The following is a 14244-nucleotide window of genomic DNA, read 5'->3' as shown; positions in this document are numbered from 1 at the left end:
TCAGTGCTCGGCCGCGGCCATGGATTCGGCGCGGATCTCCTCGGTGAGGCGGGCCTTGATTTCCATGAACTCGGGCGAGGTCTTGATTGTGTAGTGGCGCGGATGCGGGAAGTCGACCGGGATCTCGGTCTTGATGCGGCCCGGCCGCGCGCTGAACACCGCGACCCGGTTGGCCATGAAGATCGCCTCGTCGATGTCGTGGGTCACGAAAAGCACCGTCTTGCGCGCCGATTCCCAGATCCCGAGCAGCAACTCCTGCATCAGCACGCGGGTCTGGTTGTCGAGCGCGCCGAAGGGCTCGTCGAGCAGCAGCATCTTGGGGTCGTTGGCGAGCGCACGCGCGATCGCGGTGCGCTGCTGCATGCCGCCCGAGAGCTGCTTGGGGAAGTGGTTCTCGAAGCCGCGCAGCCCCACCTTGGCGATGAAGAAGTCGCTGCGCTCCTTCTGCTCGGCCTCGCTCATGCCGCGCTCGCGCAGCCCGAAGCGGATGTTCTGCGCGATGGTGAGCCACGGGAAGAGCGTGTAGCTCTGGAACACCACGCCGCGGTCCGCGCCCGGCCCTTCGATGGTCTGGCCGTCGAGCAGCACGCGCCCTTCGGTCGGGTAGTCGAGCCCGGCGACGATGCGCAGCAAGGTGGACTTGCCGCAGCCCGAGGGGCCGAGGATGGTGACGAAGTCGTTCTCGCGCACTTCGAAGTCGATCGGCAGCAGCGCCTGCGTGGTCTGGCCGCGCGTGCCGGTGAAGGTGCGCGCGACACTGCGAATGGAAAGCTGGTTCATCAGATCGTGCTCCAGGCGAAGAGGCGGCGGTTGATGGCCTTGAATGCGAAGTCGGAGATGAGGCCGATCACGCCGATGACGATGATCCCGAAGATGATCTGCCCGGTGTTCAGCAGCGCCTGGCTGTCGGTGATCATGTGGCCGATGCCGGAGGACGAGCCGATCAGCTCGGCGACGATCACGTAGGTCCAGGCCCAGCCGAGCACCAGCCGAAGCGTCTCCGCAATGCCCGGCGCGGCACCCGGGATCAGCACGCGCAGCACGATGCCGCGGCTCTTGGCGCCCAGCGTGTAGGCCGCCTCGACCAGGTCGCGCCGCGCGCTGCCGACGGTGACCGCCACCATCAGCGTGATCTGGAACACCGAGCCGATGAAGATCACGAGCAGTTTCTGCGCCTCGCCGATGCCGGCCCAGAGGATCAGGAGCGGAATGAAGGCCGAGGCCGGCAGGTAGCGGCAGAACGAGACGAAGGGCTCGAAGAAGGCCTCGACGCTCTTCCAGGTGCCCATCGCGATGCCCAGCGGCACCGCGATGATCGCCGCGAGCACGAAGCCGCCGAGGACGCGCCACACGGTCATGCCGATGTCGTGCGAGAAGTTGAACTCGGTGAACAGGCTCACGCCTTCCTTCAGCATCGTGACCGGGCTGGCCAGGAAGGTCGGCGACACGAAGCCGCCGAGCGTGAAGAAGCCCCAGACGACCACGAAGGCCACGAAGAAGCCGAGGCCGAGCATCCAGCGCGCACGCGCGCTGACGGGCTCCAGCGGGGCCAGCGCCCGGCGCCGACGGGGCGCCGCCGCAGCGGCGGCGGACCCGGCAGCGATCACCGGCTTGGATGAGTTCATGACAGGCGTCGCGCTCATGATGATGCCGCTCTTTACTTGATGAAGCTGGTGTCGAAGGTGGCGTTGAGGTCCTCAGGCACCTTGCGGATCACGCCGGCCTCCAGCAGGATGCCTTCCGCGTCCTTCATGAAGGGCACGATGTCGCTGGCGAAGAACTTCTGGTTGGCCGCCTTGTCGGACCAGCGCAGGTAGGCCGAGGACTTGGCGAACTGCTCGCCCGACTGCTTCACGGCCGCGCCCATGATCTCGTTGGACTTGGCCGGATCGGCCTTGATCATTTCCACCGCTTCGAAGTACGAATCGGCCAGCGCCTTCGCGGCCTTGGGATTGGCCTTGAGCCACTTCGGCGCGCAGCCGACGGTGTCCATCACCATCGGGTAGTCGAGCGTGGTGGCGAGGATCTTGCCGGCGGTCGGGTTGGCGCGCACGGTCGAGAGGTACGGCTCGTAGGTCATGGCCGCGTCGTTCTGGCCCGCGACGAAGGCCTGCGCGGCCGGTTGCGGCTCGAGCGAGACCAGCTTCACGTCCTTCATGCTCATGCCGTTCTTGTTCAGCATCCAGGCGAGGCCGAAGTACGGCGCGGTGCCCGGCGCGCTGACGCCGATCGCCTTGCCCTTGAGGTCGGCGAAGTTCTTGACGTCGTTGCGCACCGCGAGGCCGTCGGCGCCGTAGGACTTGTCCATCTGGAAGATCTGCACGATCGGCACGCCGTTGGCGTTCCAGGCCACGTGCGTTTCGACGGTGGTGGCGGCGCACTGGATCGCCTCCGAGGCCAGCGCGAGGTGGCGGTCCTTCTGCGGAATCATGCGCAGGTCGACGTCGAGGCCGTTCTTCTTGAAGATGCCGGCCTTGTCCGCGAGCGTGAGCGGCGCGAAGCCGGTCCAGCCGGACATGCCGAGGGCGAGCTTGGTTTCCTGTGCATGGGCGCTTGCCGCCATGCCCGCGATGCATGCCGCTGCAGCGACCAGCGAAGCGATTTTTCCGACCGACTTGACCATCGAGGTTCTCCTGTTGCGTTTCAAAGGGTTCGGCTGGCTGGAGGCCGACGACGGGCGATTCCAGCAACGGGGCCGAGTTTCATTCCCTGCGATGCACCTGTATATACAGGTTAACCCGAAAAGCCCCGAAAGATCAAGAGCCGTTTCGCCCCTTCCCGGTGCGGGAAAGCGGTTTCACGCACCGAAAGTTGTCTAGACAGGATTGTCGCAACGAATTGCTTCCGACTGCGCAAGCCCCGTGCCAGAGATTCGGCGCGGCTCTTGCAGGGCCGCTCGCGTTCGCGATGCTTCGGAGACAATGGCGGTCGCGCGCACGGGAGGTGCGCGTGCGCTCGCGGTCCTCCCCGGCGCACAACCAAAGAATCGCCGCCACCGTGTCCGCCCAGCTCACACCATCCCCTGCCGTCGCGCCTGCACGAATCCTCCACGACGTCTTCGGCTACGCGCAGTTCCGCGGCCCCCAGCAGGCGATCGTCGATCACGTCACGGGCGGCGGCGACGCGCTGGTGCTGATGCCCACGGGCGGCGGCAAGTCGCTGTGCTACCAGATCCCGGCGATCGCGCGGCACCGCGCCGGCCAGGGCGTGACGGTGGTGGTGTCGCCGCTGATCGCGCTGATGCACGACCAGGTCGGCGCCTTGCATGAAGCAGGGGTGAGCGCGGCCTTCCTCAACTCCACCCTGGATTGGGAAGAGACGCAGGAGGTCGAGCGCCGGCTGATGCGCGGCGAGATCACGCTGCTCTACGCAGCCCCCGAGCGCGTCACCACGCCGCGCTTCCTCTCGCAGCTCGACACGCTCAACGAGCGCGGCAAGCTGTCGCTGTTCGCGATCGACGAGGCGCATTGCGTGAGCCAGTGGGGCCACGACTTCCGGCCCGAGTACCGCGCGCTCACGGTGCTGCACGAACGCTATGCCGGCGTGCCGCGGATCGCGCTGACCGCCACCGCCGATGCGCTCACGCGCGCCGACATCATCGAGCGACTGCAGCTCGAGGAGGCACGCCAGTTCGTCTCCAGCTTCGACCGGCCGAACATCCGCTACACCATCGTCGAGAAGAAGGACGCGACCACGCAGCTGCTGCGCTTCATCGAGCGCGAGCACGAAGGCGATGCCGGCGTCGTCTACTGCCAGTCGCGCAAGCGCGTCGAGGACCTGGCGCAGACGCTGTGCGACGCGGGCCTCAACGCCCTGCCCTACCACGCCGGCCTCGACGCCGCGGTGCGGCAGAAGAACCAGGACCGCTTCCTGCGCGAGGAAGGCATCGTGATGGTCGCGACCATCGCCTTCGGCATGGGCATCGACAAGCCCGACGTGCGCTTCGTCGCGCACCTGGACATGCCCAAGAACATCGAGGGCTACTACCAGGAAACCGGCCGCGCCGGCCGCGACGGCGATGCGGCCGACGCCTGGATGGCCTACGGCCTGCAGGACGTGGTGAACCAGCGCCGCATGATCGACGAGAGCCCCGCGGGCGAGGAGTTCAAGCAGGTCATGCGCGGCAAGCTCGATGCGCTGCTCTCGCTCGCCGAGGCCAGCGATTGCCGGCGCGTGCGCTTGCTCGGCTACTTCGGCGAGACGAGCAGGCCCTGCGGCAACTGCGACAACTGCATCACGCCGCCCCAGGTGTGGGATGGAACCGATGCCGCGCGCAAGCTGCTTTCGACCGTCTACCGCGTGCAGCAGCAAAGCGGCATCAGCTTCGGCGCCGGCCACATCATGGACATCCTGCGCGGCAAGACGACCGAGAAGGTCACGCAGTACGGCCACGAGCGCATCAGCACCTTCGGCATCGGCAGCGATTTCACCGAGCCGCAGCTGCGCGGCGTGCTGCGGCAGTTGATCGCGACCGGCGCGCTGTCGGTCGACGCGCAGGCCTACAACACGCTGCAGCTCACCGCGGGATCGCGCGCGGTGCTGCGCGGCGAGACGCAGGTGATGCTGCGCGAATCGGTCTCGCAGCCCGCGCAGCGCAAGAAGCGCGAGAAGACCTCCCGCGGCGTGCCTTCACCGGCCGCCGCGATCCTCGATGCGGCCGGCCAGGCGCGCTTCGCCGCCCTCAAGGCCTGGCGCGGCGAGGTCGCGCGCGAGCACAACCTGCCGGCCTACGTGATCTTCCACGACGCCACGCTCGCGGCCATCGCGGAACGCGCGCCCGCAACGCTCGAGGACCTGCAGGGCATCAGCGGCATCGGCGCCAAGAAGCTCGAGGCCTACGGCGCGGACGTGCTGCGCGTCTGCGTGGCGTTCTAGGGCGCGTTCGCCGGCGGCGACACAAGCCGGATTTCGCGCACCGGCGAGCGCACCAGGTACGGCGTGCCGCCCGCTTCCGCCTTGCTGCGCGTGATGTCGGCCTTGCTCGCCCCGGCGGCCGGGCAGGCGCCGGTGCCTTGCAGCGTCAATGCCGCGGCCAGCCTCCCCTCGGCCGGATCGCCCAGCGCATGGTCGAAGTCGTCCGCCACCGCGCAGGTCGGCGCAAAGCCATCGCCATAGTCGCCGAAGCCTTGCTGGTTGACGCCCTGGAACTGGATCGCGAAATAGGTGGTGCCGCAGTTGTCCTGCGGGAAGAAGCCGTAGGGCTTGCCGCAGGTCGCGCCGCCGACCAGGTTCACCGTGACGCCGACGCCGCGCAGGCTGTTGACCACCGATTCGCTCGCGGAACAGGTGTCGGGCCCGGTCAGCACGGTCACGCGCGAGAGGCCGAGCTTCGGCAGCGGCTGGCCCGCCGGCACCGAGTAGCCGCGCGAGGTCGAATAAAAGGGCAGCGTCGCCTGCGCAGGCGTCACGTGAAAAGGATTCTTGCGGTTGAACTGCATGCGCTCGAAGACGGTGCCGTTGGTCGCGGCGTCCGGCGCGACCATGTAGGCCAGCTCGCTCGCCACATCCAGGTAGCCGCCGCCGTTGTAGCGCATGTCGATCACGAGATCGGCGATGCCGGCGCTCTTGAGCTGATTGACCGCGCCGACGAGCTGCACCTCGGCCGTCGCGAGGTGTTCGTTGAAGAGCATGTAGCCGACCGGCCCACCGGCGGTCGCGATGGTCTTCACGTTCTGCACCGGGGTGCGCGTGATGCTCGTCGCGGTGAGGCTGAGGGCACGCTCGCTGCCGTCGGGCGCGCGCAAGCTGAAGCTGTGCGTCTCGCCCACCTTGGCAGGGTTGAGGGCGGCATTGAGGCCGGCCACATCCGTTCCGGCGGCGACGTCGATGCCGTCGATCGTGATGAGCTTCGTGCCGCGCACGATGCCCTGCTGCGCCGCCGGCGAACCGGGCTCCAGGAAGGCCACGCGCACGTCGCGCGGCGGTGCCGCGCTGAGCAAGGCGAGCTCGAAGCCGTAGCCGATGTCGATGCCGCTCTGCGTCAGCGCGCGATAGCTCGCGGTATCGGCAGTGAAGTGAAAGCGGTCCTTGGGCCGCCCGCTGGCGGTCAGCGCAGGGGTCTTGAGGACATTGAAGTAGTCGATCGGCGTGGCGTAGTTCGCCGCCACCAGATTGGTCGGCACTTCGTCGAACCACAGGTAGGTCTCGTCGATCCAGCCGCGGACCCAGGCCTTCTCGGTTTCGACCGAGCCCGGCTGATCGGGGAAGGCTGCGCCGGTGTCGGGGTCGACGCCGTTGCGCGGTGCGGCGCATTGGCCCGCGACGGTCGACGACGCGACGATGGGGTCGCCCGCGGTCGCGGCCGGTGCGGCGAGCGGCAACGCGACGCCGCCTCCACCACCGCCGCCACATGCGCCGAGCACTGCAAGCACGGCCAATCCCATGACGCGGCGCGCCGCGTCCCACATGCGGACACCTCTCATCGATGAATCTCCCTCTCGCAGCGGAAGCCGCGCGCGGATGGTCGTGGATGTGACGGCTTCAGTGAATGAAGCCGATGCCGCGCGATTCTCGCACCTCGGGCTTGATGCGATGTTCGGCATCGAGCTGGTCGAGGAACTCGGTCGGCGAGAACTCGGCGGCCAGGATGTCGACCTGGCGCTTCACGGCCGCGAAGTCGCCGGGGCACAGCTGGTGCAGTTTTGCGAGCCGGCCGCGGATCTCGTCCGTCATCTTCGACGCATCGCCGTCGAGCGCCTCGGTGATGAACATGCGCTCGCGCTGCAGGGCGGTGAGCGGCATGAACTTGATCTTGAAGGTGAAGCGCCGCAGCGCCGCCTGGTCGAGCCGGTCGAGCAGGTTGGTGGTGCAGACGAAGATGCCGTCGAAGCGCTCCATGCCCTGCAGCATCTCGTTGACCTCGGTCACTTCGTAGGTGCGCTGCGCGCCGCGGCGGTCCTGCAGGAAGCTGTCGGCTTCGTCGAGCAGAAGAACCGCCTTCTCCGCCTCGGCCTCCTTGAACATCGCCGCCATGTTCTGCTCGGTCTCGCCGACGTACTTGCTCATGAGGTCGCTCGCCTGCTTGATGATCAGCGGCCGGCCGATGGCCTTGGCGATGTGCTCGGCGAGCGCGGTCTTGCCGGTGCCCGGCGCGCCGTAGAAGCACATCGTTCCGTGGCCGCGCACCTTGAGCGCCTCGACGATGCGCGGTATCTCGAAGCGCGTCTCGACGTTGAGCATCTCGAGGTCGTAGGTGGTCACGCTGCGGCGCATGCCCAGGCCGTCGACATTGCCGAGCGCGAGGTCGGCATTCTTCAGCTGGCGCTCGATGAGCCGCTCCATCGAGCGGCCGTCGCTGCGCGCGAGCTCGGCGAAGCGGACTGCCGTGCGGATCTGCGCGGGCGTCAGGCCCTTGCGCGCGGCCAGCTTGGCGGTGAATTCGTCCGACACCGAAACGCCTTCGAGCGTCTTGCGCACCAGCTGCTCGCGCGCGCCCGGCGGCGGCGACTTGAGTTCGAGGTGGTAGGCGAAGCGGCGCCGGAAGGCCGGATCGATCTGCTCGATGCGGTTGGTGACCCACAGCGTCGGCACCGCGTTCGACTCGAGGATCTGGTTGACCCAGGCCTTGCCGCTCACGCTGCCGCTGGTGGGCGAAGGCACCTGCTCGGCGCGCGCCATGATCTGCGCGGCCTCGGTGCTGATCGGCGGGAAGACGTCCTCGACTTCGTCGAACAGCAGCGCCGCCTGCTCGCTGCCCTTGAGGAAGACCTGCGCGATCTGGAGCGAACGATAGCGGTCGCGGCCCGACAGCGAATTGCCGTCGCGGTCGGCGTATTCGACTTCGAAGAGCTCCAGCCCCGCGGCCTGCGCCACCACCTTCGCGAGCTCGGTCTTGCCGGTGCCCGGCGGACCGTAGAGCAGCACGTTGACGCCCGGCTCCTTGCGCGCCACCGCCGCGCGCAGCAGCGTGACGAGCATCTGCGCGTCGTCCTCGACGAAGGAGAAGTCGTGCACCGCCAACGCGCTCTTGGCCGAGGGCCGCGTGAACACCGCCATGAGTTCGTTGCGATCGCGGTATTCACGCATCAGCACCGGCGGCAGCTTCTCGCTGACCTTCATGAGATCGGCCAGGTCGGTGATGTTGTGCTCGGAGATCAGGTTCTCGACCAGCCCGATGCGCTCCAGCCGTGAACCGGCGCGCAATGCCTCGCCGACCTCGCTCGCATTGACGCCGGCCACCTCCGCGATCGCGGCATAGGCTTCGGGCGCGTTGTTGACCTTGAACTCCACGAGCAGCGAACGCAGGTCACGCTGGTAGCGCGCGAGCGTGCCGTACAGCAGCAGCGCGCGTTCGGCCTTGTTGAGCTGCAGCAGGCCCGCGAGCGCATCGATGTTCTTCTCGACCAGCGTCGACTGCTTGCGCAGCGCATGCGTGAGCCAGTCGCGGGTGACCGAGAGAACCGACAGCAGGTCCTTGGGCTGGTCCTTGGCGTACTCGTCGAGGTAGAAGAACAGCGTGCCTTCTTCATAGGGGCCGCGCCACACGCCGTGCCGCTCCAGCAGCGTGCGGCCGTCGTATTCCTCCACGCCCCTCCAGACGTCATTGCCCAGGCAGCGCCGCGCCAGGAATTCGCGCAGCCGCTGCAGCACCGGCAGGGGCCAGACCAGATGGCGCCCCGTCAGCGACAGGAGCCCGTTGAGGTCGCGGCGGATGTTGAAGCGCGGCCCCTGCTTGGCGGCCAGCGTGAGCACGAAGTGCGAACACATGAGCTCGAGCACCGGCGCTTCCTTGAGTCCGGGCGAAGGCAATGCATGGCCGCGGGAACCCGCAGCCACGACATCGACGCCGGAACGCTTGACCATCGGGCACCCTCCAGGGGGAGAAACTGAATCTGGAGCGACCATAGCGCAGACTTTTGGCTTCGTGAAGCCTGAGGCGGATTAAAAATCCCGAAGTTGCAATTCCGTCCACAATGCCCGCAATGGTTGAAATCCAAGACATCGAACGGGCTGCGCGGCGCCTCCTGGGGCAAATTCTCGAAACCCCCTGCGTCGAATCGCGCACGCTGTCGGAAATCGTGGGTGCCCAGGTCTTCCTCAAGTTCGAGAACCTGCAGTTCTCGGCTTCGTTCAAGGAGCGCGGCGCCTGTAACAAACTCGTCGAGCTCTCCGAGGCCGGCACACGCGGCGTGATCGCGATGTCGGCCGGCAATCATGCCCAGGGCGTGGCCTATCACGCGCAGCGCCTGGGCCTGCGCGCGCTGATCGTGATGCCGCGCTTCACGCCCGGCGTGAAGATCGAACGCACGCGCGGCTTCGGCGCCGAGGTCGTGCTGCACGGCGACACGCTGGAGGGCGCGCGCGCCCACGCGCTCGAACTGGCAGAGCGCGAAGGCCTGACCTTCGTGCATCCGTACGACGACGAGCTCATCATCGCGGGGCAGGGAACGATCGCCCTCGAGATGCTCGACGCGGTGCCCGACCTCGACACGCTGGTCGTCTCGGTCGGCGGCGGCGGCCTGATCGCCGGCATGGCCGTGGCGGCCCGGGCGCGCAAGCCGGACATCGAGATCATCGGCGTGCAGACGACGCGCTTTCCGGCCATGGTGAACGCGGTCAAGGGCACGTCGTACCCGCAGGGCACCAACACGATCGCCGAGGGGATCGCGGTCGGCACGCCGGGCGTGCTGACGCGGGACATCATCGCCAGGCTGGTGGACGACCTCGTGCTGGTCGACGAGGGCGACATCGAGCAGGCGGTGTTGATGCTGCTCGAGATCGAGAAGACGCTGGTCGAAGGCGCGGGCGCGGCCGGGCTCGCGGCGCTGATCCGGCATCCGGAGCGGTTCCAGGGCAAGCGGATCGGGCTGGTGCTTTCGGGCGGGAACATCGATCCGCTGCTGCTGGCGGCCATCATCGAGCGCGGCATGGTGCGGGCCGGCCGGCTGGCGCGGATCCGCGTGAGCGCCCGGGACGTGCCGGGCTCGTTGGCACACATCACGGCCACCGTGGCGCAAGCGGGCGCTAACATCGATGAGGTGCATCACCAGCGGGCGTTCACCCTGCAGACGGCGCAGAACGTGGATGTCGAGCTGGTGCTGCAGACCCGCGGGCGCGAGCACCTGTCGAGCGTGCTCGACGCACTCCGGGCCGCCGGATTCGAAGCCGACGAGCAGCACTGAGGGTCTCGCAACCCCCTAGACGCGCTATTGCAACCCGGCCGGTAAAATAGCGCGAGTCCCGAGAACCCGAGAATCCGAGGAAGAACATGTCCCAGACCACCCCCGTTGAGCCCGGTCACGCGGCCGCCGTCGAAAAAGACGCGGTCGAGTCGGTCGTCCACCTCATGCCCCTGGTGTTGCCGATCGCCGGCGGGGTCCTGATGCTGCTCCTGGCATCCATCGCCATCTACGTGGCCTGATTCTTCCGCGCGGGGCACTTCGTTCCCGCTCCGCGCTCCAAAAGAAGCGAGAGGCCGACAGACGGCCCTCGTTCAGGCGGGCATAACCGGCTGGTTGCGACCCCGGCTCCTCTCCCTAGACTGAAACGTTTTCTCCGATGGATCTCGCCGCGCTAGAGGCCGAGTCCCCTTTGAAAAGACGATTTTCAACTTAGGAGATATTGATGAACGCACCGCTGAAGGGTCTTGTCATGCAGGCACCTTCCTATGTCAGGAACGCAAAACTGATCGCCTGGGTGGCCGAAATGGCCGCGCTGTGCAAGCCCGCCGCGATCCACTGGTGCGACGGCAGCACCGAGGAATACGACCGCTTCTGCCAGCAGATGGTCGACGCCGGCACCCTGAAGCGGCTCAACCCGGCCAAGCGCCCCAATTCCTATCTCGCGACTTCCGACGCCAGCGACGTCGCCCGCGTCGAGGATCGCACCTTCATCTGCTCGGCCAGGAAGGAAGACGCCGGCCCGACCAACAACTGGATGGCCCCGGCCGAGATGCGCGCGACGCTCCAGCCGCTGTTCGACGGCTGCATGCAGGGCCGCACGATGTACGTGGTCCCGTTCAGCATGGGCCCGCTGGGTTCGCCGATCGCGCACATCGGCGTCGAGCTTTCGGACAGCCCCTACGTGGCCGTCAACATGAAGATCATGACCCGCATGGGCAAGGCCGTGTACGAGGTGCTCGGCGATGACGGCGAATTCGTGCCGTGCGTCCACACGGTCGGCGCGCCGCTCGAGGCCGGCCAGAAGGATGTCGCCTGGCCCTGCAACAAGACGAAGTACATCGTCCACTATCCCGAAACGCGCGAAATCTGGAGCTACGGCTCGGGCTACGGCGGCAACGCGCTCTTGGGCAAGAAGTGCTTCGCGCTGCGCATCGCCTCCAACATGGGCCGCGACGAAGGGTGGCTCGCCGAGCACATGCTGATCCTCGGCGTGACCAGCCCAGCGGGCAAGAAGCACCACGTCGCGGCGGCTTTCCCGAGCGCCTGCGGCAAGACCAACTTCGCGATGCTGATCCCGCCGGCCGGCTTCGACGGCTGGAAGGTCACGACCATCGGCGACGATATCGCCTGGATCAAACCCGGCGCCGACGGCAAGCTCTACGCGATCAACCCCGAAGCGGGCTACTTCGGCGTCGCCCCCGGCACCAACCTGAAGACCAATCCGAACTGCATGGCCAGCCTCGACCGCGACGTGATCTTCACCAACGTGGCGCTGACCGACGACGGCGACGTCTGGTGGGAAGGCATGGGCGAGCCGCCGGCCCACGCGATCGACTGGCAGGGCAAGGACTGGACGCCCGCCATCGCCAAAGAAACCGGCGCCAAGGCCGCGCACCCGAACGCGCGCTTCACGGTCGCCGCGACCAACAACCCGGCCCTCGACGAAGCCTGGGACGACCCGAAGGGCGTCGCCATCGACGCCTTCATCTTCGGCGGCCGCCGCTCCACCACCGTGCCGCTGGTGACCGAGGCCCGCGACTGGGTCGAAGGCGTGTACATGGCCGCGACGATGGGCTCCGAGACCACCGCCGCCGCCGCCGGCCAGCAAGGCGTGGTGCGCCGCGATCCATTCGCGATGCTGCCGTTCGCCGGCTACAACATGAGCGACTACTTCCAGCACTGGCTGAACCTCGGTCAGAAGCTCGCCGCTTCCGGCGCGAAGCTGCCGAAGATCTACACCACCAACTGGTTCCGCAAGGGCGCCGACGGCAAGTTCGTCTGGCCCGGCTACGGCGAGAACATGCGCGTGCTGAAGTGGATGATCGACCGGATCGAGAACCAGGCCCAGGGCGCCGAGCACGTCTTCGGCGTCAGCCCGCGCTACGAGGACCTCAACTGGACCGGCCTCGATTTCAGCGCCGCGCAGTTCGAGACCGTGACCAGCATCGACAAGGCCGCATGGCAGGCCGAGCTGAAGCTGCACACCGAGCTGTTCCAGCAACTGGCGCACCATCTGCCGAAGGAGCTGCCCGCGACCAAGGCCGCGATCGAGCAGCGCCTCGCCGCCTGAGCTCCGCCGAAGCAAACAAAAAGCCGCCCTCGGGCGGCTTTTTTCATGGGCCCGCGCGAGGCGGGCACGCGGCGATCCGGCTCAGCGCTGCGCGGTGGCCAGGGCCGCCTCGTGGCGGGTCGCGATCGCCTGCAGGTCGCGCAGGATGCGGGGATCGAACTTGGCGTAGGCCAGGAACTCCGCGTCGGCGCGGGCGGCGGCACGGCGGCGGGCGCTGTTGCGCGCGGCGACGAGCAGGCGGTCGGCCAGCTTGCGGGCGGTGCCGGCGAACAGCGCGATGGCGACGAAGGCCACGGCCCACAGCACGGCCCAGACGACCAGCAGGCCGCCCTCTTCCGTGGTGGACATGAGGCGGTCGGCGGCGACCAGCAGCGACGAAACGATGGCGGCCAGCAGCAGCGCGGCCAGGCCGCGGGCGCCGCCTTCGCTGCGACGGGCGGTGCGGACGCGCTCGATCACGGTCTCGGCGCGAACGACGCCGGGATGGGTGGCAGGAGTCTGTACGTGGACGAAGCTTGTCATGATGGTTCCCTCCAAAGTGGACGAAGGTCCGGAAATCGATGCTGGGATCTTAGGGGAAACCCTAGTGTTTTTCCACTTTATCTTCTTGATGTTTACCATTCATAGATGTGATGGACGTCAACTTTCGCACCCTCGACCTCAACCTGCTCCGCGTCTTCGACGAGGTGATGGCCGAGCGCAACCTCACGCGGGCCGCGCGGAATCTCGCCATCACCCAGCCCGCAGTCAGCAACGCCCTGCGGCGCCTGCGCGAGGTGCTGGGCGACGACCTTGTGCGCCGCTCGGGCGCCGGTGTCGAGCCCACGCCGCGCGCGCTGGCGCTGTGGCCCGCGGTGCGCGACGCGCTGCGGCAGTTGCAGCACACCCTGGCGCCCGGGGAATTCGATGCCGGCGTCGCGGACACCACCTTCCTGCTCGCGATGGCCGACGCCACGGCCGCGGAGCTCATGCCGGGCCTGGTCGAGATCGTCGAATCCGAGGCGAGGGCCGTGTCCCTGCGTGTGCTGCCGCTGACCACGCGCGATCCGCGCCGCATGCTCGAGAACGAGGAAGTGGACATGGCGATCGGCTACTTTCCGGCCGTGGTCGCCAGCCTCGCCGCCCGAGGCCAGTCGGAGGTCGCAGCGCCGTTCGAGACCATGCGCCTCTATGTCGGCGAGTACGTCTGCGTGATGCGCAAAGACCATCCGCTGGCGTCGGCGCCGCTGACGCTCGACGCCTATTGCGCGGCGCGCCACCTGCTGGTGAGCTTTTCAGGACGGCCCTACGGCCTCATCGACCAGACGCTCGGCGCGCTCGGTCGCGAGCGGCGCATCGTGGCCACGGTCAACCAGTTCTTCACCGCCGGTCGGGTGGTCGCCAATTCGGACCTGCTCACCGTGATGCCTCGCCACTTCGTACGCGTGACCGGCATCCAGGATCAACTGGTCCTGCGCGACCTGCCCTTCGAGCAGCCGCAGGTGCATGTGGACGCGCTCTGGCACCGGCGCGCGCAGCAAGGGCACGCGCATGAGTGGCTGCGCCAGGCCCTGTTGCGATCCGCCGCCGCGGCCTTCGCGGGGACGGCACCGCTATCGAGAAACCCCGCTTAGCGGATGACGCTCAGCCAGGCGCTGGCGGCTGCGCGCAATTCCTGCGCATGATGGGCGTCCATGCCGGCACGGCCGTCGGCGGCTTCCATCAGCGTGGTGGCCAGGTTGGCATTCGCCGGGCCGGAAGAACGGAAGAAACGTGCCACGTAGGCAAGCAAGCTGAACATGATGGTGCGCGATGACGCGCCCTGAAGAATGATGATGATTCATAGATTAAGGG

The 14244-nt window shown here is 67.6% G+C and carries 12 protein-coding genes; 5 read left to right on the top strand and 7 right to left on the bottom strand.

The window, feature by feature from the left end; genetic code table 11:
• Genes VAR608DRAFT_RS00840 through VAR608DRAFT_RS00830 form a run of 3 tightly spaced genes read right to left on the bottom strand, consistent with a single transcriptional unit; the run spans window position 1 to window position 2623 of the window.
• A complete protein-coding gene (locus VAR608DRAFT_RS00840; protein ID WP_088952342.1) occupies window positions 1-780 on the bottom strand; it encodes an ABC transporter ATP-binding protein in 780 nt (259 codons plus the stop codon).
• Window positions 780-1625: an ABC transporter permease gene (locus VAR608DRAFT_RS00835; RefSeq protein ID WP_088952341.1), complete on the bottom strand. Its 846-nt coding sequence runs from the start codon at window positions 1623-1625 to the stop codon at window positions 780-782. The genes VAR608DRAFT_RS00840 and VAR608DRAFT_RS00835 overlap by 1 nt, the downstream gene beginning before the upstream one ends.
• Window positions 1626-1657: 32 nt before the next feature.
• The gene (locus VAR608DRAFT_RS00830) at window positions 1658-2623 is read right to left on the bottom strand and encodes an ABC transporter substrate-binding protein (RefSeq protein WP_088952340.1); all 966 of its coding nucleotides are present in this window, start codon (window positions 2621-2623) and stop codon (window positions 1658-1660) included.
• A gap of 374 nt (window positions 2624-2997) precedes the next feature.
• On the opposite strand from VAR608DRAFT_RS00830, the gene recQ reads away from it, so the two are divergent.
• Window positions 2998-4875: a DNA helicase RecQ gene (recQ, locus tag VAR608DRAFT_RS00825; protein WP_231973098.1), complete on the top strand. Its 1878-nt coding sequence runs from the start codon at window positions 2998-3000 to the stop codon at window positions 4873-4875.
• Here recQ and VAR608DRAFT_RS00820 read toward each other — a convergent pair.
• Both VAR608DRAFT_RS00820 and VAR608DRAFT_RS00815 read right to left on the bottom strand, forming a co-directional pair.
• On the bottom strand, window positions 4872-6422 hold the full coding sequence (locus VAR608DRAFT_RS00820) for a S41 family peptidase (RefSeq protein WP_088952338.1): 1551 nt from the start codon (window positions 6420-6422) through the stop codon (window positions 4872-4874). The two genes, recQ and VAR608DRAFT_RS00820, sit on opposite strands and share 4 nt — an antisense overlap.
• A gap of 58 nt (window positions 6423-6480) precedes the next feature.
• The gene (locus VAR608DRAFT_RS00815) at window positions 6481-8802 is read right to left on the bottom strand and encodes an ATP-binding protein (RefSeq protein ID WP_088952337.1); all 2322 of its coding nucleotides are present in this window, start codon (window positions 8800-8802) and stop codon (window positions 6481-6483) included.
• Window positions 8803-8921: 119 nt separating this feature from the next.
• Here VAR608DRAFT_RS00815 and VAR608DRAFT_RS00810 point away from each other — a divergent pair, with 119 nt between their 5' ends.
• From VAR608DRAFT_RS00810 to VAR608DRAFT_RS00805, 3 genes are all read left to right on the top strand, one after another.
• Window positions 8922-10121 (top strand): threonine ammonia-lyase, encoded by a 1200-nt coding sequence (locus tag VAR608DRAFT_RS00810; protein ID WP_172843786.1) that lies wholly within the window; start codon window positions 8922-8924, stop codon window positions 10119-10121.
• Between the two features lie 86 nt (window positions 10122-10207).
• A complete protein-coding gene (locus VAR608DRAFT_RS37375; RefSeq protein ID WP_172843785.1) occupies window positions 10208-10360 on the top strand; it encodes a hypothetical protein in 153 nt (50 codons plus the stop codon).
• A gap of 203 nt (window positions 10361-10563) precedes the next feature.
• Entirely contained in the window at window positions 10564-12411 is a 1848-nt protein-coding gene (locus VAR608DRAFT_RS00805) for a phosphoenolpyruvate carboxykinase (GTP) (protein ID WP_088952335.1), read from the top strand.
• 81 nt (window positions 12412-12492) lie between these two features.
• Here VAR608DRAFT_RS00805 and VAR608DRAFT_RS00800 read toward each other — a convergent pair whose 3' ends face one another.
• Window positions 12493-12933 (bottom strand): hypothetical protein, encoded by a 441-nt coding sequence (locus tag VAR608DRAFT_RS00800; protein WP_088952334.1) that lies wholly within the window; start codon window positions 12931-12933, stop codon window positions 12493-12495.
• 110 nt (window positions 12934-13043) lie between these two features.
• Here VAR608DRAFT_RS00800 and VAR608DRAFT_RS00795 point away from each other — a divergent pair, with 110 nt between their 5' ends.
• A complete protein-coding gene (locus VAR608DRAFT_RS00795) occupies window positions 13044-14024 on the top strand; it encodes a LysR family transcriptional regulator (protein WP_088952333.1) in 981 nt (326 codons plus the stop codon).
• On the opposite strand, the gene VAR608DRAFT_RS37370 is transcribed toward VAR608DRAFT_RS00795, so the two are convergent.
• Window positions 14021-14191, bottom strand: coding sequence for a hypothetical protein (locus tag VAR608DRAFT_RS37370; protein ID WP_172843784.1), 171 nt, complete (start codon window positions 14189-14191; stop codon window positions 14021-14023). The genes VAR608DRAFT_RS00795 and VAR608DRAFT_RS37370 overlap by 4 nt on opposite strands.
• Window positions 14192-14244: the final 53 nt, after the last annotated feature.

Source organism: Variovorax sp. HW608 (assembly GCF_900090195.1).
Classification (GTDB): domain Bacteria; phylum Pseudomonadota; class Gammaproteobacteria; order Burkholderiales; family Burkholderiaceae_C; genus Variovorax.
This window is presented reverse-complemented; position numbering and strand designations above follow the sequence as displayed.

Bases quoted from the DNA above. Each gene is read 5' to 3' on its own strand.
- VAR608DRAFT_RS00800 (WP_088952334.1), bottom strand. From the start codon at position 12,933: ATGACAAGCTTCGTCCACGTACAGACTCCTGCCACCCATCCCGGCGTC.
- VAR608DRAFT_RS00795 (WP_088952333.1), top strand. From the start codon at position 13,044: ATGGACGTCAACTTTCGCACCCTCGACCTCAACCTGCTCCGCGTCTTC.
- VAR608DRAFT_RS37375 (WP_172843785.1), top strand. From the start codon at position 10,208: ATGTCCCAGACCACCCCCGTTGAGCCCGGTCACGCGGCCGCCGTCGAA.
- VAR608DRAFT_RS00840 (WP_088952342.1), bottom strand. From the start codon at position 780: ATGAACCAGCTTTCCATTCGCAGTGTCGCGCGCACCTTCACCGGCACG.
- VAR608DRAFT_RS37370 (WP_172843784.1), bottom strand. From the start codon at position 14,191: ATGTTCAGCTTGCTTGCCTACGTGGCACGTTTCTTCCGTTCTTCCGGC.
- VAR608DRAFT_RS00835 (WP_088952341.1), bottom strand. From the start codon at position 1,625: ATGAACTCATCCAAGCCGGTGATCGCTGCCGGGTCCGCCGCCGCTGCG.
- VAR608DRAFT_RS00830 (WP_088952340.1), bottom strand. From the start codon at position 2,623: ATGGTCAAGTCGGTCGGAAAAATCGCTTCGCTGGTCGCTGCAGCGGCA.
- VAR608DRAFT_RS00815 (WP_088952337.1), bottom strand. From the start codon at position 8,802: ATGGTCAAGCGTTCCGGCGTCGATGTCGTGGCTGCGGGTTCCCGCGGC.
- VAR608DRAFT_RS00820 (WP_088952338.1), bottom strand. From the start codon at position 6,422: ATGAGAGGTGTCCGCATGTGGGACGCGGCGCGCCGCGTCATGGGATTG.
- VAR608DRAFT_RS00810 (WP_172843786.1), top strand. From the start codon at position 8,922: ATGGTTGAAATCCAAGACATCGAACGGGCTGCGCGGCGCCTCCTGGGG.
- VAR608DRAFT_RS00805 (WP_088952335.1), top strand. From the start codon at position 10,564: ATGAACGCACCGCTGAAGGGTCTTGTCATGCAGGCACCTTCCTATGTC.